Source organism: Paenibacillus sp. MER 99-2 (genome assembly GCF_023714095.1).
Classification (GTDB): Bacteria; Bacillota; Bacilli; order Paenibacillales; family Paenibacillaceae; genus Paenibacillus.
This window is the reverse complement of the sequence record NZ_JAMAUZ010000001.1, coordinates 683,501-704,108: the sequence shown is the minus strand read 5'-3', so window position 1 is coordinate 704,108 and position 20,608 is coordinate 683,501. Positions and strand designations below refer to the sequence as shown.

Genomic DNA, 20,608 nt, shown 5'->3' with positions numbered 1-20,608 from the left:
TTATTCAAAAAGTTCGCTTTGGATGACGAAACATCATTTTGAATTCGCATTTCAAGCATTTCTTGAGCACTTTTGTCCTATCATAACACAGCCCTGCTAACTGGGGAAGGCTAGAGCGCTGACAGTGGAAGTCAGAGAGATTTATGACCTTCTATCGCGCAATGAAAAAGACCCAGCAACTCCGGCATAGCCGAGATTGTGGGTCTTCTTATTAGAGGTAATCGCAAGCGATCCTCCCTCCGAGACTACTCCATCCAGTTGTGGTGGAAGCTGCCTTCTTTGTCCACACGTTTGAACGTGTGTGCACCGAAGTAGTCACGTTGTGCTTGCAACAGGTTTGCAGGCAAACGCTCTGTGCGGTAGCTATCGTAGTAGGACAACGCGCTGGAGAAGCCAGGAACCGGGATTCCTTGTTGTACAGCAGCCGCTACGACTTCACGCCATGCGCCTTGGTAAGATTCAACGATGTTTTGGAAGTATGGATCTAAGAGCAGGTTTTTGAGCGCTGCATCTTTATCGTATGCTTCTTTGATGTTTTGCAGGAACTGTGAACGGATGATGCAGCCACCGCGGAAGATCATAGCGATGTTGCCATATTTCAGATCCCAGCCGTACTCATCCGATGCCGCGCGCATCTGAGCGAAGCCTTGAGCATAGGATACAATTTTACTTGCAAAGAGTGCTTTACGCACGTTCTCAATGAATGCTTTTTTGTCGCCAGAGAATGCTTCTGTCGCAGGGCCATTCAAAATTTTGCTTGCTGCTACGCGCTCGTCTTTCATCGCAGACAAGAAACGGGAGAATACAGATTCGGTAATCATGGACAGTGGTACGCCGAGATCAAGCGCACTTTGGCTTGTCCATTTACCTGTTCCTTTTTGTCCAGCCGCATCCAAGATCACGTCGACCATTGGTTTGCCGGTTTCTGGATCGTATTTGGAGAAGATGTCTGCTGTAATTTCGATCAGGTAGCTGTCCAGCTCCCCTTGGTTCCATTCCGTGAAGATCTCATGCAGTTCTTCTACGGAAACGTTAAGTACGGATTTGAGCAGGTGGTATGCTTCGCCAATCAATTGCATATCCCCGTATTCAATACCATTGTGAACCATTTTGACATAGTGCCCTGCACCGTCTGGTCCAATATATGTACAGCAAGGATCATCGCCAACTTTAGCTGAAATGGCTGTCAGAATCGGCTCTACTAATTTGTAGGCACTCTCTTGTCCACCTGGCATAATGGAAGGACCTTTCAATGCGCCTTCTTCACCACCAGATACGCCTGTACCGATGAAACGGATACCTTTGTCTTCCAGCTCTTTGCTGCGACGTTGAGTATCAGGGAAGTATGCATTTCCTCCATCAATGATGATGTCGCCCTCATCCAAATGAGGCAGCAATTGTTCGATAGTTGCGTCTGTCGCTTTACCTGCTTGAACCATGATCAAAATTTTACGCGGGGATTCCAGGGATGCTACGAATTCTTCAATCGAGAATGTACCTGTCAGATTTTTACCCTCGGCTTCTTTCAGAAGATCCTCTGTTTTCTCTTGGGAACGGTTATATACCGACACCGTGAAACCTCTGCTTTCAATGTTAAGGGCCAAATTTTTGCCCATGACAGCCAGTCCGATTACACCGATCTGTTGTTTAGTCATCTGGTCTCCCATCCTTTACTCCAATTGATTTTTAATGATATTGTTCTCAACAACACTCTCATTTTAACGGTTTTACGTATAGAAGTGAACCCCGCATAGCTTCTACACAACGAGAAAACACACCAATCTGCCAAGGTGTTCATTGTATTTTCATAAATATGCTGGCTGGGGCAGATACATCTTGTGTAAACCGGTTCAAGGCTGGATACCTCTGATGCTATACTAGAGTCCATTGAATGACATGAAGAGGAGGAGAGAATCGATGGAGGTTGAGCAGCTCTCGAACGAGGATCGGTTATCATTAGATATTCGTAGGACGCTTCTTCTAGGCGCATACATGGCCGAATGGGGGATGCCACAGTTCAGAGTCATCCTATCTAAGCTAGAAAGAAATGTGTATGTGGAAATCTATTATTTTCCGGCAAAAGCCCAATCAGGCGTGGCAAGATTTGTCACGGTAGGATTGTCACAGGCAGTCCGTCCATCAGGTGATCGGGTAGCGGCTGAATGGATGCTTGCACTGCAATCGGATCTTGGCGGTGAACATGTAGAGCGAATCAACACGTATCTGGCTGATATCATTTCACATCATATTGAGAATATTCCGAATTCAAGCATTCCCCGTGTAATGCCACCAAGCAACATTGCACCAGCTGGTTGGAATGCAACTGCTCTACTTATTGATGAATTACGTGGAGAAAACGAATCTTTGGAACAAATTCATGTAGGTCAAGAGATGATTCCACTGCTCTGGGTCGTGCCGATTACTCCATATGAAGCTGATCTCATCCTCAATCAAGGGATAGATCACTTCGATGCCTTGGTTGAAAGCTCGAGCTTCTCCATTATCGACCCTTCTCGCCCGTAACTTCACCATTGTTCCTTTCATGAGGATCATCCGATACAGCAATGAAAGCCCTGGCGTGTGCCGGGGCTTTATTTACGAGTGTAATCTACAATTTGTATGTTTCATGCTTCCAGCATCAACAGATGTCCGGATAAACGCTGCAATACTTCGCGGCAGGCGTTTGCTTTTTCCGTATTATTGAGCTGTATGGCGTTATGCAGACGTTCCAGTTCATCATCCACTTCCATGCGCAACAGCATCAGCCGCTCCTCACCTTCACGCGAGAGGAACATTTCTTCCATTTCTTCCGCCGTAGGCGCAGGTTCCTTTTGAAAAATAACCCGTTGCTTGAACCCGGATACCTCCACCAAACGAATCACTTCACCAAACAAAATGTTCTCTACCGTCATCTGCTGATCCTTGAATCGTTTTACAACGGCATGCCCTCGTGTGTCACCGATAAGCTTCTCCAGCCATTCCGCTAGCTTCGCGTCCTTGATGAGGTAATCACCCGTCATTTTGTAATTGCCACTGCGTGTCTGTTGAAAACGGAGCTTTACCAGCTTACGCCCAGTACGGACTGACAAGATAAAGAAGGATTCGTCCTCGCTCCAATATAGTGAATAGCCCTCACGAATAAGGTCTTTGATCAAATTTTGGATATGCCGACGGTTGAACCGCAGCTCCAGATTGCAATATTCAACTTCATAACTCTTATTCACGGCACTCCCCTCCATCTGTACCGGATCTACACCGGTTCGCTTCTTACATCGCTTTTTACATGGCTTCTTCTACATCGGCTTACCCTATTTTATACTTCATTTTATGTAAGGGTACTTGGTTATTTGACTATTTTTCACTGAATCAACCGAAGGACCAGACCTTTCCGCAGGCGCACAGGGGCAAGCCCCCTGATTTTCATGATATAATAGACGCGAAATGGAGGAATACAGATGGATTTTTCCAAGGGATGAATGCCATCTCACAAAAATGGAGCTTGTTCTCTAACGGACTATAGCTATCTTCAAAAGGTTAGAAATAACAAAGGGAATGTCACAACCGATCTGGTTGACGACACTCCCTTTTGGTGTTGAATCCATTCTTCATAGATATGCGTTATTTGGCGGGTGCAGTTCGAAATGGATTGCGTGACAATATAAAATGCACGATCGCAAGCCCTGCCATCACAATTGCACTGCCGATGAACGGTGCCGGATGGCTGACATGATCCCACAACAAACCTGAGACGATCGGCCCAACCACCATGCCCGACCCCTGTAACGTTAGGAAAAATCCCCAAATGGCTCCCCGCTCTCCCTTGGGAATGAGTGTAGCTACAAATGCGTTCCATGCCGGCAAAATCATGGCGTAACTAACCCCAACAAGCATTACAATTCCAAAGACCACCGGTATGGCGGTAATCGAAGCGAACGCGAACAAACTTGCGGATGCCATCAAAAAACCGATGTGCAAAAACACGGATGTTCCGAACCGATCTACCATTTTCCCTACGGGCAGCAACGCAATCACGGTAATCCCTCCACCCGCAATTAATAACAGGCTGTAGAGATTGGGTGAGATATGCAGGTCGGTACGCGTATACAGTGTAATGACCGGACTGAGTAAGCCGATAACGAACGATTGCATAAACAACGCAGGGTATACGAGCGGGTTCACATTAAGTGTACTTCGCACACGCTGTAACGTGCCCTGAATGCTTCTTTTGAGCTTAATAAATGGTGTAAGTAGGCTCGGCTTGGGTGGATAAGGTGCAGGGGTACGTTTTGCCTCTTCATGCGCATGCTCTCCTTCCACAACGACACGTCCTGGCAAGATCAAAGCGACTAAAATGACAAGAATGGCACAGCCCATTAAGACTAGAAATACCATACGATAATCATGATGAGTACGCTCCAGCATCCAGTTCATGCCCACAGGGCCAAGCCCCGTTCCTCCTAGAGCGGCCATTTCCAGTGCACCCATCGCTGTGCCATTTTTGTTCTGTGGGCCTGACATCGCCGTCACACCTGTCATGGCGCAAGGCCAGAGCGGTGAAGTCCCTATGCCAAGAATGAGACAAGCCATAGACAGACCAAAAGCACTTTTGAAAAATATAATCATAATGACCGCGATCAACGTACAGATTAAAGCAGTCACCATCGTTGCACGAAACCCAATTCGTTCAGCTGCCCAACCCGAGGGCGCTCGGAACAGGTTGTCACCCAAATATTGAAGGGCAAATGCTACACCGATCACACCTGCTGACAACCCCAAAATGTTATCCATATATACAGGCAATACAGCTACCAGTAGAGCTCCTTTGATAATTTCGACTAAGAAAAGCGTCAGCCACATTGCGATAAAAAAAGGCGACCGCAAAATTTTGGCAGGTTTCGTGTTGGTTTGCATTCTTTTCTCTCCTTTCGACGCTCCATTGCCCTTCCCCTAACCTTAGTGTAACCGCGGGGAATGTGACCAAATCTCGGCAATTCAAAAATTTGTCGCTCATACCGCTTGCATTCGGTTCTTAATTTGCTATACTCATCTTTGTTTACCAATTTTATTAGGAAGGGTTGTGACAGCACTGATGAATCACCACCGTACGCCGCTGTTTACCGCTTTAAAAAATCATGCGGCACTCAATCCGGTACAGTTTCATATTCCGGGACATAAAAAAGGATTGGGAGCGGATACCGAATTCCGTGAATTTATTGGCGATAATGCCTTCTCCATAGATTTAATCAACATCGCACCACTGGATGACCTGCATCAGCCGACAGGTGTCATTCAGGAAGCTCAGATGCTGGCTGCCGATGCCTTCGGAGCAGATTATACCTATTTTAGTGTACAAGGTACAAGCAGTGCGATTATGACGATGATTCTATCGGTCTGCGGACCTGGCGACAAAATTATTGTGCCCCGTAATGTGCATAAATCGGTACTGTCTGCCATCATTTTCTCAGGTGCTAAACCTGTCTTCGTTTCTCCTGCACAAGATGTCAATCTTGGCATCGATCACGGAGTAACGATTCAATCCATACGTCGCGCTCTTGAGCGCCATCCGGATGCTAAGGCGTTACTTGTCATTAATCCAACCTACTACGGCGTATGTACGGATCTAAAATCAATTGTTGAGCTGGCTCACAGCTACCAAGTTCCTGTCCTTGTGGACGAGGCACATGGCGTACTTATTCATTTCCATGAGGATCTTCCCCTGTCTGCTATGGCAGCAGGAGCCGATATGGCTGCAACAAGTGTCCATAAGCTCGGTGGTTCCATGACACAGAGTTCTATACTCAATCTGAATACGAAGAATGGATTCGTGAATCCACAGCGTGTACAGACAATCCTGAGCCTTCTCACATCAACATCAACATCATACATTTTGCTTGCTTCACTCGATACATCTAGACGCAATTTGGCTCTGCATGGACATGAGATTGCACAGAAAGCGATCGATTTGGCTGAATTCGCGAGACGAACCATCAATGATATCGATGGATTGTATTGCTTCGGCAAGGAACTGCTCGGTACGGAAGCAACGTTTAATTATGATCCAACCAAAGTTACGATTCATGTTCGTCACTTGGGTATTACAGGTTATGAAACGGAAAACTGGCTACGCGAACATTACAACATTGAGGTCGAACTCAGTGATATGTACAATATTCTGTGCCTTGTGACACCAGGTGATACAGACGACTCTGTAGGAATCTTACTCAATGCTTTGCAGGATCTGTCCAGAACCTACTATCAGGTTAATCCAGCTCACGAGCTTGTTGTTAAAGTTCCAGATATTCCGCAATTGATGCTCACACCGCGTGATGCTTTCTACGGAGATACGGAAGTCATTCCTTTCAGAGAATCCGCAGGACGTATTATCTCGGAGTTTATCTATGTGTACCCGCCAGGCATTCCAATTTTACTTCCAGGTGAGGTCATTACTCAAGAAAATATTGACTACATCATCGACCATGTTGAAGTTGGATTGCCCGTTAAAGGCCCTGAAGACCGAAGCGTAACGAATGTAAAAGTAATCGTGGAAGCAGATGCGATCTTCTAGAGATCTGCTGCAGCCATATATAAATGCTTAGACTAAGAGCCAGGCCTGCCCGCCTGGTTCTTTTTTTGTGCAAAAGAACAAACAAAACAACAAGACCCCTTGATATCAAGGAGTCTTGTTGTTATTCCAAAAGAATGACTATTCTTGGCTTGCAACGAGTTCGTTGTATGCCGCTTCAACACGGCTCCACTCGGCTTCGTCTTCAATATTGTAGAGCACCATTTCCTCGTCTTCTTCTTCCATACGCAGGATGATGCCGTCAGCTTCAGGATTATTACGTTCCAGCAGGAGCGCATAAACATGGTTCTCCACGTCAAACGTCTCCACCAAAACCATCTCCACGTCGTTTCCGTTCTCGTCTGTTAGTGTCAGAAGAACTTCTTCATGCTCGTGGTCGTGGTCATGGTCGTGACCGCATCCGCAGTCAGCGCCGTGTTCATGTGTGTGATCGCTCATTGAAATACCTCGCTTTGTAAATAGTAATAGTGTAACCTTGCATATCGTAACATGTTCATGAATCCAGGTCAATTTACCCAGCTAGGTTATTTTTGGTTCAATCGTTCAGAGCGGTAATGATTTTCTCTGCTACCAGAACGTAATTGCTGTTTGCATTTTCTTTAATATGAAAACCGACTTGGTATTTACCAGCACGGCTGAAGTCGTACGTAAAGTCATAGGTGCGGAACCAGAAGTTATCCTTCTGCGTTGTAAGCTCCTGCGACTGAATATCTTTCACTTGACCACTTGGATTCGTAATGGTTACTTTAACGGCAGCCACATCCGCTGTTAGACTGTCCACTTGAGAGAACACGTTGAATTTCAGTTTGCCAACGTTGACGTTACCAAACACAGTGTCTCCTTTGAACAGAAAAATATGTACATTCGGCTTGATCACCGTGACCCTCTTGTTGTTGCTATCCCATCTGGCGATGCCGCCAGCTTCTCTAACAGGTACATATGTCGTTCCATCAATTAAATAACCGCCATCAGCCGCTTCCTTGCCATTGATTAGAACTCGAATCTTCTCGTTCACTGAATCTGCAAACAATAATGACCCGCCGAGCAAGGAAAAAACCGTGACACACAGCAAAACTCTCTTCCATTTCATCCCGTCATATTCCCTCCCCGCTGCTAGGTGTTGTACATTTATACTCCAGATTCAGCCACAAAGTTGCGCTGTTTTTCATCATTTTTCATTTTTTATCCAGAATTTTTTCCACGCCTTGGAACGTTCAAAAAGAAGCACTCCCTGTAAGGAAATGCTTCTATAATATGATTCTTATGAATGCGCTATTATACGCAGCTATTACGTATTGCTTGTTGTTTCCATTTATTAGGTTCAAGATGACGTATGACGGGTCAAAATGCAAGGTACACCTTTACCGATTGCTCCATCCACCCGCATTCTGGCTGCATAGTCCATGCCCCGGGTACAGGGCGTTTTACAGCGCTCACATACATCCGATGTAACCAATTTCATGGATACACGCACTTTGTCACTCTTTAATGCAGCCGTCTTTTTGCCTTTTGCTTTTGCCATCCCGGATTCCCCATTTCCCCAAGTGCTTACTGAATGTAGTGCATCATATGGGGGTTTGCCCAGTTTGGTGTCAATCTTAGGTTATTTATCAAAAATTTCAGGCCTATTCCTCGGAGAAGTAATGAGCAATTGGATTTTCTACTTTTTTGACAGCTACCTCTTAACCTTGCTCATCCATCACATAGTACTAATAGTAGTCGTTAGTAAATCTAATTGTGTTCTGCATTTGCACTACATAAGCTTGGGAGGTCTCTTCACTCAAGTGATCCTCATTCCAGAAATAGTGCAGCATTAACCGATTCTGGTTATACGGATGTTTGGTGATATATGCTCCTGCGGCATGAGGCTGCTCCATCGTATCTTTCCAAGCAAACCAATCTGCTTCGCTCGATCCGTAATGCTGGGCTTCAACGATTGCACGAATCCACTTTTCGTCGCTTTACCAAAGACAATCAGATTGCTCGGCGATATCTCGCTGTTCATCTTTTGCTTCAATTCTCCGCGATCCTTGACCACATCATATTCCACACCACTTGTATTGAAAAACCCCGTTCAATTGACTCATTATCGCCTCTTGCTGCTTATCCGCTTGCTTGTTCACCTGATCACTAAGGACAATCGTTAATGGCTCATCATGAAGATCCTTGGCCATCAGACGATTCATCAAGATATATATTGATCAAAGTTAGGGACCCCCATCTATTGGTAACCGATTTGACAGCATGCTGTTCATTACATAATATGGAATAAATATACCATTTTACAAGTGCTCAATGTTTGGGGGAATGAAAATGAAAAAGGTTTACTTGTTATTTTTATTTTTACTTTTTATCGTGCTTAGTGCATGTACAAATGTTAATGTGGATAACGCAGAGGTAGTCAGCCCTGTTACAGAAGTTCAGCCAGAAGTTACAAACCCAGAGAATCAAACGACTACGATCACCGAGAATAATCCGAATACACCATCCACGTTTGTAGCATTGGATCAGAATAGTCTGTCTGTACGAGATTTCGAATCAGCTTATGCCATGTGTGTATCTGCCCTCACAGCGTATTACAAAGCCACTTGGAATGACTCGAAATTTGATGTAAACACTTATTTTGACAACGATAATTTAAAACAATATATGCAAGCGAAAATCGATTCCCAGCATGAAATATTTCTCCAAAATGACCTTACGGATAATACAGTAACAGGTCTTAAAGCAGGTGTTGAGAAAGCAGAGTTTCATGATGAAGGTGACTTTTTCTATCTTAAAATAGACGCAGAGGTAATTAAGGATGTGGGAAGTTATGCTGAGCCTACTGAATTTCTCATTCAGAACTCACGTGGAAATTTAGTTATCGTGGATTGGTATACTGGCGGAAAAGATAGCTATGATTCTATGATCCGCGGGGAAGACCAGATTATTGATAATCCTGAGATTTGGAATGATCACGAATGGGTTAAGAGCTTGCAGCGGACTGCGAACTAAATTGTGAGGTTAAACGGATTAGAACAATGTCGTGTAATTAAAGCCCGATAACTGTTCCTAAATAGGGAATCGAAAATTTCCTCAAAACTTTTAATAGTTAAACGATCAAAAAGCCCTTAATAGCCTGGATAGCCAAGGGCTTTTTTGATCTTTAGTGAAATCACGGACACTATCTCCCAGCATAAGTCCTTCCACTGGATTAATGTCCTAAGAACTCTTTGAGCCTACCCTTAATTTCTACTGATATTTTCTCTCTACTGACATAAACCACATCAATAATAGTACTTAACATCATTTTCTTCTTTTCCGTTGATCCTTTATCAAAAACATCTTGCCAAACAGGAATATATTTTTTTAATGTTTCCATCTCAGATAATTCAATTTTCTTAAAAGAAACTATTCTTTCAATTTCGTTGATTTCCTTGGTGGTTTGTGTGATATCCAGTTCTTTCTTTTCTATAAGTTGATTAAGCATATCTGGTTTGAATGCACTTTTGCCCATAATTGATTTTGGGACTTCGGCGTTGAGTACAGATAATTCATTATAATGTTCTTCAAGTTCTAATTGCATTTTCTTAATATTTTTCTCTTCTTCTTTGAATATTTTCTTTTTAATTGAGTCAATTTTCGAACTGAAATCTAGTGCTTTGAGTTGATCTAAGTAAATATTCACTTGTTTAATTACTTGTCTCTCAACCTTCTGAGAGGAGAAAGTTGCTTGACCATTACAATCGGTTTTCCCTTGTAATTTTCCTGTGCATCGATAACTTTTATTTTGATTGTATCTAAGAATTTCACCATTAACTGCCTTGTATTTGTTTACAAATGTTGTTGAGGTTAATCTTGAATTACAGCATCCACACCTTGCTATCCCCGTTAAAAGTAAACTTCCCTTCGTACTCATTGGTACAGAGTTCTCGTTATTTTTTTGATTCTTGGGATTCTTTTTTTCTCTAATGTCTTGAACAGAATTCCACTCTTCTTCGGATACTATAACTAACTCAGGGATGGGCTTTGAGAATGTATCATTGCCTGATTCTTTTCTGTATCTCATTATCCCCTTATAAATGGGATTCTTGAGTATAACGTTTACAGTCGCTGCGCCCCACTGCTTGGCCTTTCGTGTGGGAATACTTTCTTCGTTCAGTAATTTAGTTATCCTTAGTTGCCCATATCCTTCATCTAGTACGAGTCGAAAAATTCTATGTACTACTTTTGACTCTTCTTCATGTCTTACTAATTTAAGCAGCACTTTACCCTTTTTATTGACCTTTCCAGAATCTACTCCCTTGTAGCCGTAAGGTATACCACCCCCTCTAAAAATTCCATCCTCAACCATTTGCATATGTTTTTCGTTAACACGCTCAGATGTCTTTCTACTTTCTCCGCTCGACTGCCAGAACCTAAGATAGTTGATCAGCCTATCTGTATGTGCTTCAATTTTTTGTTGTCCGTCTATTACAGACCACATTTCGATTCCTTTGTTTACAAACCACTCAAGTACAAATGGAGTCTCGTCATCTTTCCTGCCCAATCTATCAAACATGAACACTAGCAATACATCGAATAATCCATTTTCTGCATCCTCTTTAGCCTGCTGGATCACATCACGATTAGAAGCGGATACTTTGAAACCAGAGACTCCTCTTTCAGTATATTCTTTTACTAACTTCCAACCCTCCTGATTTTCAATCATTGCTCTACAAGATCTTTGTTGCATTAGTATATCATTTCCATCCAACTGTCCTTTTGTAGATACACGATACAAAGTTGCAACCCGCTTAATTTGTAGCATTTTTTCACCACCGTATCTTTTTTCTGTTATATAATTAGAACTCTCTATTGCTACTTTAGCAATTAAATAGCACTTATATTATAGCATTGAATCAATAAAATATAGAAGACCACCCACATATTTATTGCAGGCAGTCTTCTGATTAATACCATATTTATTTGTTGTTCTAAACTCAACTTCCTCAACTTGAAACAGGTAAATAAACTTTGATGTGATTGGGTAGAGCTGAGATCCAATACTGCAGTTAACTTTTGATCACGGCGGATATTTTTTTGCCACCTGTTTGGCAATCTCATTCATCATTTCTACCAGTTGTTGCAAAGCAACCAGCCAGTCCAATATTCCCACTTCATCGCAAAGCTAATAAAAGAGCCCACCGAGCGTTCGTTAATCGGTGCGTTGCCGAGGCTGCCAAGCCAGCAGAATATAGCAAAATGACAATCGTTGTATGCCTAACTAGTAAATTGCAGGAGAGGCCTTGAAACTCTTTTTGCAGGCGTAACAAGGATTGGGCGCATTTGAAAAAGACTTCGATATCCCATCAAAGCGCATAGGTTTGAATAATTTCGGGTGCCATCGAGATGAGATCCGTTGATAGAACCGTCAGTCATTTTTCTTGAAACGATGGTGAATAAAAACGACCACAACCGGAATTCCAGTATCAAGTTCCGTCTGATCTGACGCAATACATGACTATGCTTCCCCTTTGAGATGCATCCGTTTGCCTTGAACCAAGCACCCCTTGTTGTCGTTTTTAACCATACTGATGACAGATCGACCATACGTCTGATGAGTGGCGCATTTCATAAACACAGAAGTTCGTGTAGCGGAGGTTAATGTTTCGACTGGCTGAACCGTGTCACTGTTGAGCGAAGTTAAAGAACGCCGCCAGGCGAAAGTTTTTCTGATGAAAGAGCAGGACAAAAACAAGGTGGGAGTTAAGCCAGGAAAGACTTTTGATTTTTCATGGAAGAGGCACCACTTTCTGTGGTCTAGTGGACTTCGACAATCTCATTTTACTAAATGAGGAGGTATTTTTCTATTTTGGTAGGATGACTATTCAAATAGGGTTCAACTTAAAAATTGGCTAGGGTTAAACTTGATTTCACCCAATTAAATTGCGAGTATTGTATTCGTCCCCTTTGATTGGATGGGGTTATTAAGGTTATTTCACAATGAGATTAAATCAAAAAACAGCCACAATAGGCTGTCAATTAATTTTCAATTTATAGGACGAGTGGGGATCGAACCCACGACCCTTACCCTGTCAAGATAATGCTCTCCCGCTGAGCTATCGCCCTTTATTAATTAAATTATACGTGTTTATCATACCAAGTAACCGCGTACATTGTCAATTGTTTTGTGGTTAGATTATACCCGAAATGGAGAACAATAAAGGAATGATTCCCATTTGAATAAAGAGGTGATTTTCATGAAACACATTCGATTACGCACAGTACGTTATGTGACTACCAAACTAGTCGCTCTGCTCGGTGCCTTTCTAATGATCATTATTGCTTCTGGGTGCAGTTTGGAACGGGATGAGCATACTGTACAATTTCAACAGTTACAGAGCCCAGGTGGGGCTGAAGCACTCCCGGTCTGGCTTGATGTATATTCCAAATCGATTATTAAGGATGTGTATTCTCCACAGGGAAATAGTGAGGTTCTACCTTAAGCTTTACCTTAATCGCGTTGCACACGACTACTCATCTTCGTCCCACTTCTTAGAATATGCCTTCTTGGTGACGTAATATAACAAAACAAACATGCCGGCAGATAACAAGAGTGTTATGGTCATAACTCCTGCCATACCCATCATCACCACCCCTTTCCATTATGTTCCACTTTAACTATACAGGAATTGCATTTTTTTGTATAATGCATTCTTACACGTCGCGAAAGAGCAGAAAGAAGGAATGGAATTGGCAGCGGAAATTAGTTATGTAACAACAGAATCACAGCTCCAAGAAGCTCTAGAGATTCGTAAACAGGTTTTTGTAATCGAACAACAGGTGCCAGCCGATCTGGAAGTTGACCATTATGATGTTATTAGTCCAGATGCACACCATGTGTTATTGTATACGGACGGACAAGCGGTAGCAACGGGACGTTTGATCTATTACAGCAAGGATAGTGCCAAAATGCAACGTATCGCTGTACTTCAATCCCACCGTTCTTTTGGCTATGGACGCGTGCTTTTGTTAGCGATGGAAGAACAGGCACGAGAATTAGGCTTAACGTATTCTGTACTGGATGCACAATGTCAGGCTCAGAAATTCTATGAGAAGTTAGGGTATGAAGTTATTTCAGAAGAACCTTTTTATGATGCAGGGATTCTGCATGTTCGCATGAGAAAAGCGCTATAATCAATACTTACGACTTAACATCGTTCTCTACAGATGCATACTTTCTACTGTTCCGGACAGGATAAGGTTGTAACCAGAATCCTACTTGTTCAGATAAGGAGAGTGTGACAACATGGATCAAACAACTCGTGAAAGCTTCACCGCCGTGCAGAAGAATGGAGATGGAGATCTAACCGCCTTTCAAACTTCAACAGGTCGGGTGTTGGATTATCAACAGGCTCTGGCAGAAGTACAAGCTGGTGCGATTGCTGGAGTGAATGTGTTCAAGGGCAAGGATGGGGAGATGTATATCCGTGGTGACGCCGATGGCGATCCAACGAATAATCTCGATCAACTGCCAAGTTTCTAAGTTGAGAGCATCTATCTGATATATAAACGCTAATCCGTCTTAACGGGTTGGCGTTTTTTGATTATTGCCCCCCTTTTGCCTACTTTAATATTCCGTAAAATATTTCAAGGCATCCGCTTTAGGTTTGGGCGTATGAATCGGTGTAGACACCTGTTCCCATGCCTGCAATATCCGAATGCCTTCGAGTGTAGACTTGTTCTCCCAGTAAATATATTGTCTGCGTTCAAGCTCTTGCAGGGACTCTTGAATGAGCGCTTTACTTCTCCCTGTCTTGCTCTCCAGCTCATCCATACGAGGCATACGACGGCGCTGTCCCGCATAATTCACTATAATTCGTAAAACTTTACGATCAAAATCATTTAGCATAGTCCAGCTTCCCTTCCTTATGAAGTACTGGTCGCCATGCTAGAATCCCTTGTTCAAGAAATGTTCGGGGCGCCCCATCTTTACCTGCGGATGCTTTAATCAAGCCACCCCGTACACTATTAATTCGAATCTGTCGCTGTGTAATGTGCCCTGCACGATCCATGTATACAAGCTCAACCATCTGACCGATATATTTACCTAACATTAACGACCCCTCCTAAATAAGAACGTATGTTTGTTAATTATTATATGCGAACATAAGTTCTTTATTCAACAACTAAAAAAAGGATTTAAGTAAAAATAAAACCAGACCTCCCTTGGATCAGGGCAGCCTGGTTTCTATGGAGCGTTCTCCGATAAACATTCTTTACGCTCAATGTCGATCTGATTCTGTAAATTGTACGTTTTTCAATTGCTGGGTTGAAGGATTAAAATCAACATTGACATACACCGCGAATTCTTTACCGTCTTTGGCTCGTACCCATAACTTGAATTGCTCCCTAGATTGATTAGCTGTAAGAGAGGTACGACCAATATGTTTATAATCCACAATATCGACATTATACTTGGTCTGGGTTTCCTTGACCGCAATAATCCCCCACTTCGCATAATCCGGGATCGTCGTTTCAGTACCTGTTGCAAAAACTCCCGTAAAACTGAGAAGCACCGACATGAAGGTTACGATGAGCATTTTCATTTTACTCACTCCTTGGGATTGTTTCCCGTTATCCTGCCCTGCCGGAGCTTCGTTTACACTAAAGAGGTTAAGATAAAAGTGACTGGGTGCCGAAACCAGAGAAGCATACTGATAATGATTTCATACCGAGTCGTTGAAGGATCGAAGCTCATTCCCCAATCGCCAGACCACAAATTTGCTTTAGGTAACTCGTCCTTCGTCTGTTCAAGACCATACTTTTCGGCTATGGCATCCCTCGTTTGCTGATCAAGCTTAACTTCACTCGTCACACTTGCCTCAGCGTTTCCTAACCCCACATTTACGAATAAAAGAATCATCCAACCTACGATTATCCAACTTTTACGCACTCACCATTTCTCCTTTTATCCTGAAAACAACTGAATGTCTGTTCTTTATTGATCCTTTTTCTTTATTGATCTTTGTTCTTTACATCCATGACAACTTGAAAGCCCTTCGCTTTACCACTGAGGTATCCCTGTTCATAAAAATCAATTCCATCAGGAGTTATTGTAATTGCCACCATTTCATCATCATTTTCTACAGAATTGGCTGCGATATATTTTCGCTCTAATAAATATGTTATGGATCTATGTTTTTCTATGTGTTCCGTTTGGTAAAATGCGCTTTTGGGAACAACGACAGCTTCAGTTTTCGTAAACCATACAGAATAAATTTCTGCCAAAATATCGTACCTTTCTTGTATCCTCTCTTTTATCGCTATTTCCAGTTCATCAAACATTTTTAATATCTCCTTTATAAAAGGTGTATTCCACTTAGACTTATATCGAATTGTACATAAATTTCACCACATTGGAAATAACAAGACTAAACTCAATTACACTACGTGGTTCATCCTTCATTAGAACCATTTATGTATAAAATTGTTTAATTGAATCAATGTAAGTGTAATAGGCAAGTGACAGAACGACTTCACTGATCTAGCACCTATTCTAGAGGAGGTTACATTTGAATGTTCAAACGCATGGATGAAATCGCAATTGAAATTCCTGATGTCGAGAAGCCGGATCCGAACGCAGCCGCAGCGATACAAGAATTGTTGGGTGGTAAATTCGGAGAAATGTCAACATTGAACAACTACCTCTATCAGTCCTTTAATTTCCGCTCCAAAGAGAAGTTGAAGCCGTTCTATGACCTGGTGATGAGTATTACTGCGGAAGAACTAGGCCATGTTGAGCTCGTGTCACACGGCATTAACAAATGTCTTAGAGGCTCAACGGAGTACAAAGAGCCTGATGACACACCGCTAGGTTCAGTGAAGGATGCCCGCCTCTCGTATCACTTCCTGGCAGGGGCACAAGGGGCGATGCCTTTCGATTCGATGGGGAATCCATGGACGGGCGCTAACGTCTTCAACAGCGGCAATCTCGTCGAGGATTTACTGCACAACTTCTTCCTGGAATGTGGTGCACGTACCCATAAAATGAAAGTGTATGAAATGACCGATCACCCTGCGGCACGAGAAGTTGTTGGTTTCCTGCTCGTTCGGGGCGGCGTACATGTTGTCGCTTATGCTAAAGCATTGGAGATCGCAACCGGCGTCAATGTAACAAAGCTGGTTCCGATTCCTTCTTTGAACAATAAAGCCTTTAATGAGACTCGAAAATATGAAGATAAAGGCGTACACACCAAGCTGTATACGTGGAGCGATAACGATTTTAATGCCATCAATCAGATTTGGAAAGGAACTCACCCTGAAGATGGGCTGCCTTTAGAAGTTATTCAAGGTGCTCCTGAAGGTGTTCCTATTCCTGAAGCTCCTCCGGTGGAGGAAGAGTTTGCTCCAGGCATTTCACAAGAGGACTTCAAGGAAATTGCACGCCGCCTCAAAATGGCCGGCAATATTACAGATTAAGCCGGTTTCTTATGAAATGTAGTTTATTCCATACAACGGATAAAGCATAAAGTAATACCCTCAGCTCCTGCTCATTGCATGGAAATGAGGGCTTTTTTGCTTTTGTATTTCACTTGTAATCTATCCGATTATTTATTTCTTGCCTGCTTATACATGTATCTTCCCCAGATTACCAACGTGACACATAACAAAATGGTACAGTAGCCCCACACAAACAGCATCGCAAGCCCCAATCCAATATTTGCATCCAGACGTTCATCGAACATCTCCGTATACAGTGAAAATCCAAGGGGCACTGCTCCCACAACAAACAGTCCAATCAGCCCAGCACCCCAGCGTTTTAACTCCCAGCCACTTCCGCCGCTGGAGAGCTTGCGAATACCTTGGATCAAAAGTATTAGAATGATAATAAATCCAGCACAGGTTATCAGAATTTTCAGCATTTTCGTTACCTCCTTCTATAGAATCAGGACTCATAATAATATTTCATTTCACTATTTTGGATATATTCATGAACGACCTTAATCACATATGACATATGGCTGATATATAAAATTACCCATTTCGCATGCACATACCACAATCCTTCTCTATACCAATCAATGAGTCCCTTCGCCATCAACCTCCCCTTCTCACTCATTTGTATACGTATCATCTAACCATACGCTATTCTCATTTCATTCATAACAAAAAAGCCACCACCTCGACTCCTTCCAAGCCGCGGCGATGGCACATATAGAACTTCCTCTGAACAATTCTAGAACTATGTCACAAGTTATGCCCCAAACTGCGCGTAATGCAGACGACTATACACGCCTCCTGCGGCCAGTAATTCATCATGACGTCCTTCTTCGGTAATACCCTGCTCAGCCACAACGATAATGCGGTCAGCATTCTTAATTGTAGCCAGTCGGTGAGCGATGACAAGCGTTGTCCGACCTTCAGACAATTCAGCAAGAGACTGCTGGATCGCTGCTTCTGTTTCGGTATCTAGTGCAGATGTCGCTTCGTCCAGAATCAGAATAGGTGGGTTCTTCAGGAACATTCGTGCAATGGACAAACGCTGCTTCTGTCCTCCTGATAACTTCACGCCACGCTCACCAATTAACGTATCCAGACCTTCAGGCATGGACAAAATCAAGCTTTCCATCTGGGCGCGACGAGCCGCCATCCAGATCTCTTCTTCACTCGCATCCAATTTCCCATATGCGATATTCTCACGAATCGTGCCATCAAACAGGAATACATCTTGTTGAACGATACCGATCTGGCCACGCAATGAATCCAGTGTCATATTCCGGATCTCCTGTCCGTCGATCAAGATGCGTCCTTCCAACACATCATAGAAACGAGGAAGTAGACTACATAGCGTTGTTTTACCCGCTCCTGACGGCCCCACAAGCGCTACCGTTTCACCAGCTCGAATACTGAGATTAACGTTTCTGAGTACAGGCTCCTGATCCGGCTCATCGGAATAACCGAAGGTCACTTGCTCGTAGCGGATATCTCCACGTAGCTGTGACACTTTCACTGCGCCAGGACGATCTTCTACATCAGGCTCCATATCAAGCAGATCTGTATACCGTTTGAAGCCTGCCATGCCTTTTGGATAGGTCTCAATGACGGAATTAATCTTCTGAATTGGTGTTAGGAATACGTTAGATAACATAATAAATGCAATAAATTGACCGTAACTCATATCTCCCTGAATGACAAACCATGTTCCACATACAAGTACAAAGAGGGAAACAAGCTTCATTAACATATAACTGATGGATGAATTCCACGCCATGATCTTGTAAGCAATCAACTTGGTTTGACGGAAACGACTATTGTTAACTGCAAATTGTGCTTTCTCATGCTCTTCATTAGCAAAGGCTTGAACAACACGAATACCTGTTACATTGTTTTCTACACGAGCATTGAAATCGGCGATATCTCCGAACATTCGGCTAAACGCTTTGGACATCTTACTACCGAAGTATAAGGATATATAGATAATTAATGGCACAATGATAAATGTTAAAATAGCAAGGTTACCATTAATGCTCATCATGATGCTGAATGCACCCACCAATGTCATCACGGCAATAAATACATCCTCTGGGCCATGATGGGCAATCTCGCCGATATCCATCAGGTCATTCGTCATTCGGGAGACCAAATGACCCGTTTTCGTATTATCGAAGAAACGGAATGATAACTTCTGCACATGATCAAACAATTTTTTACGCATATCCGTCTCAATATTAATCCCCAGTTTATGACCCCAGTAGGTTACCACATAGTTCATGAAAGAACTGAGAAAGTACACACCGAGCAATCCAAGACATGCCCATAAAATCCAGTCCCAGCGCCCTCCTGGTAGCAATTCATCCACGACTTTGTTGACGGCTAGCGGAAAAGCAAGCTCTAAAGCTGCTACGAAAATCGCACAGCTAAAGTCTAGAATAAATAGTTTTTTGTAAGGCTTATAGTAGGCCATAAAACGGCGAAGCATATACAGATTTCCCCCTTATAGCAACCACTCCATTATGATTACTTTCTATTTCGTCCTGCTCAAGAGATACAGGAAATATGGTGCACCAATAATTGAAACTAAAATACCCGCTGCCATCTCAGAAGGCTGTAGAATGACGCGTCCTACCGTGTCTGCCACCAGAACCAGCAACGAACCGATTAAAGCAGATGCAGGCAGAAGAAATTGATGTTTGGGTCCGACCAAACGACGAGCCAGATGCGGACCAATGAGTCCAACAAACCCAATACCGCCACTAACGGATACACATGATCCAGCAAGCCCCACGGCTGCAGCCAATAAAATTAAACGTTCCCGGTTTACCGGCGTACCAAGGCCGGTTGCTGTCTGATCCCCAAGATTAAGGACATTAAGTACACGAGCTTTATATAGTACCAATGGAACCAAAATGATGATAAACGGCAATAACGCTCCTACAAACTTCCAGTTTGAACCCCAGATACTACCCGCCATCCAAGTGGCTACGAACTGATATTTCTCCGGGCTTAGTCTAAGGGTTAGCACGATCATTGCGGAACTAATCCCTGCCGCTACCCCAATACCTGTGAGCAGCATACGCGTAGGCATGATGCCCTCTCCCTTTTTATAAGAGAGTACGTAAATAATGAATGCAGCAAAGCTTGAACCGATCAATGCCAAGATCGGCAGCAAAAATATAGGAGCCGCTGTCGTTGTTGGAAAAAATGAAACAAACAGCATGACGACAAGTCCAGCTCCTGCGTTAATCCCCAGGATACCTGGATCTGCCAACGCATTGCGTGATACCCCCTGCAAAATCGCGCCTGATAAAGCAAGTCCAGCCCCAACCAATACAGCAATGACAATTCGCGGCAAACGAAATTCAAAGAGGATTAGCTCTTGCTTAGGCGTTCCGGCTCCAAACAGTGTTTTCAATACCTCAATTGCCGACAGCTTGGTAAAACCCGTGTTCATGCTTATGATGAATGCAGATATAATTAGCGCACCAAGCACCAATAGAACAATCGTGCTTTTTATTCTCTTCTTACGCTCTGTTCCAACCATACTTGAGGATGCCATCT

The 20,608-nt window shown here is 43.1% G+C and carries 23 protein-coding genes, 1 tRNA gene and 1 pseudogene; 7 read left to right on the top strand and 18 right to left on the bottom strand.

The annotated features are described in order from the left end of the window. Positions 1 to 245 precede the first annotated feature (245 nt). Positions 246 to 1,655: an NADP-dependent phosphogluconate dehydrogenase gene (gndA, locus tag M3636_RS03190; protein ID WP_128102748.1), complete on the bottom strand. Its 1,410-nt coding sequence runs from the start codon at positions 1,653 to 1,655 to the stop codon at positions 246 to 248. 262 nt (positions 1,656 to 1,917) lie between these two features. Between gndA and M3636_RS03185 the strand changes: the two genes are divergently transcribed. Continuing rightward, positions 1,918 to 2,523 (top strand): suppressor of fused domain protein, encoded by a 606-nt coding sequence (locus M3636_RS03185; RefSeq protein WP_251381263.1) that lies wholly within the window; start codon positions 1,918 to 1,920, stop codon positions 2,521 to 2,523. Between the two features lie 101 nt (positions 2,524 to 2,624). Here the strand turns inward: M3636_RS03185 and M3636_RS03180 are convergent, their stop codons facing one another. Then, positions 2,625 to 3,224 carry a hypothetical protein gene (locus M3636_RS03180; protein WP_128102750.1) on the bottom strand — a complete coding sequence of 200 codons (600 nt, stop codon included), beginning with the start codon at positions 3,222 to 3,224 and terminating at the stop codon, positions 2,625 to 2,627. Positions 3,225 to 3,618: 394 nt separating this feature from the next. Then, positions 3,619 to 4,911 (bottom strand): MFS transporter, encoded by a 1,293-nt coding sequence (locus M3636_RS03175; protein ID WP_251381262.1) that lies wholly within the window; start codon positions 4,909 to 4,911, stop codon positions 3,619 to 3,621. Positions 4,912 to 5,089: 178 nt separating this feature from the next. On the opposite strand from M3636_RS03175, the gene M3636_RS03170 reads away from it, so the two are divergent. Beyond that, a complete protein-coding gene (locus M3636_RS03170; RefSeq protein WP_128104520.1) occupies positions 5,090 to 6,565 on the top strand; it encodes an aminotransferase class I/II-fold pyridoxal phosphate-dependent enzyme in 1,476 nt (491 codons plus the stop codon). 138 nt (positions 6,566 to 6,703) lie between these two features. Here the strand turns inward: M3636_RS03170 and M3636_RS03165 are convergent, their stop codons facing one another. The 4 genes from M3636_RS03165 to M3636_RS03150 all read right to left on the bottom strand — a co-directional run bounded on the left by M3636_RS03165 (position 6,704) and on the right by M3636_RS03150 (position 8,621). Continuing rightward, positions 6,704 to 7,021 carry a DUF1292 domain-containing protein gene (locus tag M3636_RS03165; RefSeq protein WP_128102751.1) on the bottom strand — a complete coding sequence of 106 codons (318 nt, stop codon included), beginning with the start codon at positions 7,019 to 7,021 and terminating at the stop codon, positions 6,704 to 6,706. 97 nt (positions 7,022 to 7,118) lie between these two features. After that, on the bottom strand, positions 7,119 to 7,673 hold the full coding sequence (locus tag M3636_RS03160; RefSeq protein ID WP_128102752.1) for a stalk domain-containing protein: 555 nt from the start codon (positions 7,671 to 7,673) through the stop codon (positions 7,119 to 7,121). Positions 7,674 to 7,904: 231 nt separating this feature from the next. Further along, entirely contained in the window at positions 7,905 to 8,105 is a 201-nt protein-coding gene (locus M3636_RS03155; protein WP_251381261.1) for a hypothetical protein, read from the bottom strand. 291 nt (positions 8,106 to 8,396) lie between these two features. Beyond that, entirely contained in the window at positions 8,397 to 8,621 is a 225-nt protein-coding gene (locus M3636_RS03150) for a hypothetical protein (RefSeq protein ID WP_251381260.1), read from the bottom strand. Between the two features lie 275 nt (positions 8,622 to 8,896). On the opposite strand from M3636_RS03150, the gene M3636_RS03145 reads away from it, so the two are divergent. Then, positions 8,897 to 9,580 carry a hypothetical protein gene (locus tag M3636_RS03145; protein WP_251381259.1) on the top strand — a complete coding sequence of 228 codons (684 nt, stop codon included), beginning with the start codon at positions 8,897 to 8,899 and terminating at the stop codon, positions 9,578 to 9,580. A gap of 199 nt (positions 9,581 to 9,779) precedes the next feature. On the opposite strand, the gene M3636_RS03140 is transcribed toward M3636_RS03145, so the two are convergent. The 3 genes and pseudogenes from M3636_RS03140 to M3636_RS03135 all read right to left on the bottom strand — a co-directional run bounded on the left by M3636_RS03140 (position 9,780) and on the right by M3636_RS03135 (position 12,676). Continuing rightward, positions 9,780 to 11,375 carry a recombinase family protein gene (locus M3636_RS03140; RefSeq protein ID WP_251381258.1) on the bottom strand — a complete coding sequence of 532 codons (1,596 nt, stop codon included), beginning with the start codon at positions 11,373 to 11,375 and terminating at the stop codon, positions 9,780 to 9,782. Between the two features lie 247 nt (positions 11,376 to 11,622). Next, a pseudogene (locus M3636_RS29935) lies at positions 11,623 to 12,155 on the bottom strand (IS4 family transposase); the annotation flags it as partial. Between the two features lie 449 nt (positions 12,156 to 12,604). After that, a tRNA-Val gene (locus tag M3636_RS03135) sits at positions 12,605 to 12,676 on the bottom strand. 131 nt (positions 12,677 to 12,807) lie between these two features. On the opposite strand from M3636_RS03135, the gene M3636_RS03130 reads away from it, so the two are divergent. The 3 genes from M3636_RS03130 (at position 12,808) to M3636_RS03120 (ending at position 14,093) form a co-directional block, all read left to right on the top strand. Further along, entirely contained in the window at positions 12,808 to 13,053 is a 246-nt protein-coding gene (locus M3636_RS03130; RefSeq protein ID WP_251381257.1) for a hypothetical protein, read from the top strand. 247 nt (positions 13,054 to 13,300) lie between these two features. Beyond that, positions 13,301 to 13,744 (top strand): GNAT family N-acetyltransferase, encoded by a 444-nt coding sequence (locus M3636_RS03125; protein WP_145408503.1) that lies wholly within the window; start codon positions 13,301 to 13,303, stop codon positions 13,742 to 13,744. A 112-nt stretch (positions 13,745 to 13,856) separates the two neighbouring features. Next, positions 13,857 to 14,093, top strand: a complete 237-nt coding sequence (locus M3636_RS03120) for a DUF3892 domain-containing protein (RefSeq protein ID WP_128102759.1) — start codon at positions 13,857 to 13,859, stop codon at positions 14,091 to 14,093. Positions 14,094 to 14,177: 84 nt separating this feature from the next. On the opposite strand, the gene M3636_RS03115 is transcribed toward M3636_RS03120, so the two are convergent. The 5 genes from M3636_RS03115 to M3636_RS03095 form a co-directional block, all read right to left on the bottom strand. Next, a complete protein-coding gene (locus M3636_RS03115) occupies positions 14,178 to 14,459 on the bottom strand; it encodes a hypothetical protein (RefSeq protein WP_251381256.1) in 282 nt (93 codons plus the stop codon). Further along, complete coding sequence (locus tag M3636_RS03110; protein ID WP_145408473.1) at positions 14,449 to 14,664, bottom strand: hypothetical protein; 216 nt, start codon at positions 14,662 to 14,664, stop codon at positions 14,449 to 14,451. The genes M3636_RS03115 and M3636_RS03110 overlap by 11 nt, the downstream gene beginning before the upstream one ends. A 168-nt stretch (positions 14,665 to 14,832) precedes the next feature. Continuing rightward, a complete protein-coding gene (locus M3636_RS03105) occupies positions 14,833 to 15,156 on the bottom strand; it encodes a DUF3889 domain-containing protein (RefSeq protein WP_128102761.1) in 324 nt (107 codons plus the stop codon). Between the two features lie 53 nt (positions 15,157 to 15,209). Further along, positions 15,210 to 15,503: a hypothetical protein gene (locus M3636_RS03100; protein WP_128102762.1), complete on the bottom strand. Its 294-nt coding sequence runs from the start codon at positions 15,501 to 15,503 to the stop codon at positions 15,210 to 15,212. Between the two features lie 62 nt (positions 15,504 to 15,565). Beyond that, on the bottom strand, positions 15,566 to 15,895 hold the full coding sequence (locus tag M3636_RS03095) for a hypothetical protein (protein WP_251381255.1): 330 nt from the start codon (positions 15,893 to 15,895) through the stop codon (positions 15,566 to 15,568). Positions 15,896 to 16,126: 231 nt separating this feature from the next. On the opposite strand from M3636_RS03095, the gene M3636_RS03090 reads away from it, so the two are divergent. Further along, entirely contained in the window at positions 16,127 to 17,029 is a 903-nt protein-coding gene (locus M3636_RS03090) for a manganese catalase family protein (protein WP_128102764.1), read from the top strand. 128 nt (positions 17,030 to 17,157) lie between these two features. Here M3636_RS03090 and M3636_RS03085 read toward each other — a convergent pair whose 3' ends face one another. From M3636_RS03085 to M3636_RS03075, 3 genes are all read right to left on the bottom strand, one after another. Then, positions 17,158 to 17,472, bottom strand: a complete 315-nt coding sequence (locus M3636_RS03085) for a hypothetical protein (protein WP_251381254.1) — start codon at positions 17,470 to 17,472, stop codon at positions 17,158 to 17,160. A gap of 332 nt (positions 17,473 to 17,804) precedes the next feature. After that, entirely contained in the window at positions 17,805 to 19,529 is a 1,725-nt protein-coding gene (locus M3636_RS03080; protein ID WP_145408476.1) for an ABC transporter ATP-binding protein, read from the bottom strand. A gap of 45 nt (positions 19,530 to 19,574) precedes the next feature. Continuing rightward, positions 19,575 to 20,606, bottom strand: coding sequence for a FecCD family ABC transporter permease (locus M3636_RS03075; RefSeq protein ID WP_145408477.1), 1,032 nt, complete (start codon positions 20,604 to 20,606; stop codon positions 19,575 to 19,577). Between the last annotated feature and the right edge of the window lie 2 nt (positions 20,607 to 20,608).

Coding starts and splice junctions, on each gene's coding strand:
- M3636_RS03160 (WP_128102752.1), bottom strand. CDS start 7,673: ATGAAATGGAAGAGAGTTTTGCTGTGTGTCACGGTTTTTTCCTTGCTC.
- M3636_RS03140 (WP_251381258.1), bottom strand. CDS start 11,375: ATGCTACAAATTAAGCGGGTTGCAACTTTGTATCGTGTATCTACAAAA.
- M3636_RS03115 (WP_251381256.1), bottom strand. CDS start 14,459: ATGCTAAATGATTTTGATCGTAAAGTTTTACGAATTATAGTGAATTAT.
- M3636_RS03120 (WP_128102759.1), top strand. CDS start 13,857: ATGGATCAAACAACTCGTGAAAGCTTCACCGCCGTGCAGAAGAATGGA.
- M3636_RS03165 (WP_128102751.1), bottom strand. CDS start 7,021: ATGAGCGATCACACACATGAACACGGCGCTGACTGCGGATGCGGTCAC.
- M3636_RS03095 (WP_251381255.1), bottom strand. CDS start 15,895: ATGTTTGATGAACTGGAAATAGCGATAAAAGAGAGGATACAAGAAAGG.
- M3636_RS03175 (WP_251381262.1), bottom strand. CDS start 4,911: ATGCAAACCAACACGAAACCTGCCAAAATTTTGCGGTCGCCTTTTTTT.
- M3636_RS03130 (WP_251381257.1), top strand. CDS start 12,808: ATGAAACACATTCGATTACGCACAGTACGTTATGTGACTACCAAACTA.
- M3636_RS03105 (WP_128102761.1), bottom strand. CDS start 15,156: ATGAAAATGCTCATCGTAACCTTCATGTCGGTGCTTCTCAGTTTTACG.
- gndA (WP_128102748.1), bottom strand. CDS start 1,655: ATGACTAAACAACAGATCGGTGTAATCGGACTGGCTGTCATGGGCAAA.
- M3636_RS03080 (WP_145408476.1), bottom strand. CDS start 19,529: ATGCTTCGCCGTTTTATGGCCTACTATAAGCCTTACAAAAAACTATTT.
- M3636_RS03185 (WP_251381263.1), top strand. CDS start 1,918: ATGGAGGTTGAGCAGCTCTCGAACGAGGATCGGTTATCATTAGATATT.
- M3636_RS03145 (WP_251381259.1), top strand. CDS start 8,897: ATGAAAAAGGTTTACTTGTTATTTTTATTTTTACTTTTTATCGTGCTT.
- M3636_RS03085 (WP_251381254.1), bottom strand. CDS start 17,472: ATGCTGAAAATTCTGATAACCTGTGCTGGATTTATTATCATTCTAATA.
- M3636_RS03155 (WP_251381261.1), bottom strand. CDS start 8,105: ATGGCAAAAGCAAAAGGCAAAAAGACGGCTGCATTAAAGAGTGACAAA.
- M3636_RS03170 (WP_128104520.1), top strand. CDS start 5,090: ATGAATCACCACCGTACGCCGCTGTTTACCGCTTTAAAAAATCATGCG.
- M3636_RS03075 (WP_145408477.1), bottom strand. CDS start 20,606: ATGGCATCCTCAAGTATGGTTGGAACAGAGCGTAAGAAGAGAATAAAA.
- M3636_RS03090 (WP_128102764.1), top strand. CDS start 16,127: ATGTTCAAACGCATGGATGAAATCGCAATTGAAATTCCTGATGTCGAG.
- M3636_RS03110 (WP_145408473.1), bottom strand. CDS start 14,664: ATGTTAGGTAAATATATCGGTCAGATGGTTGAGCTTGTATACATGGAT.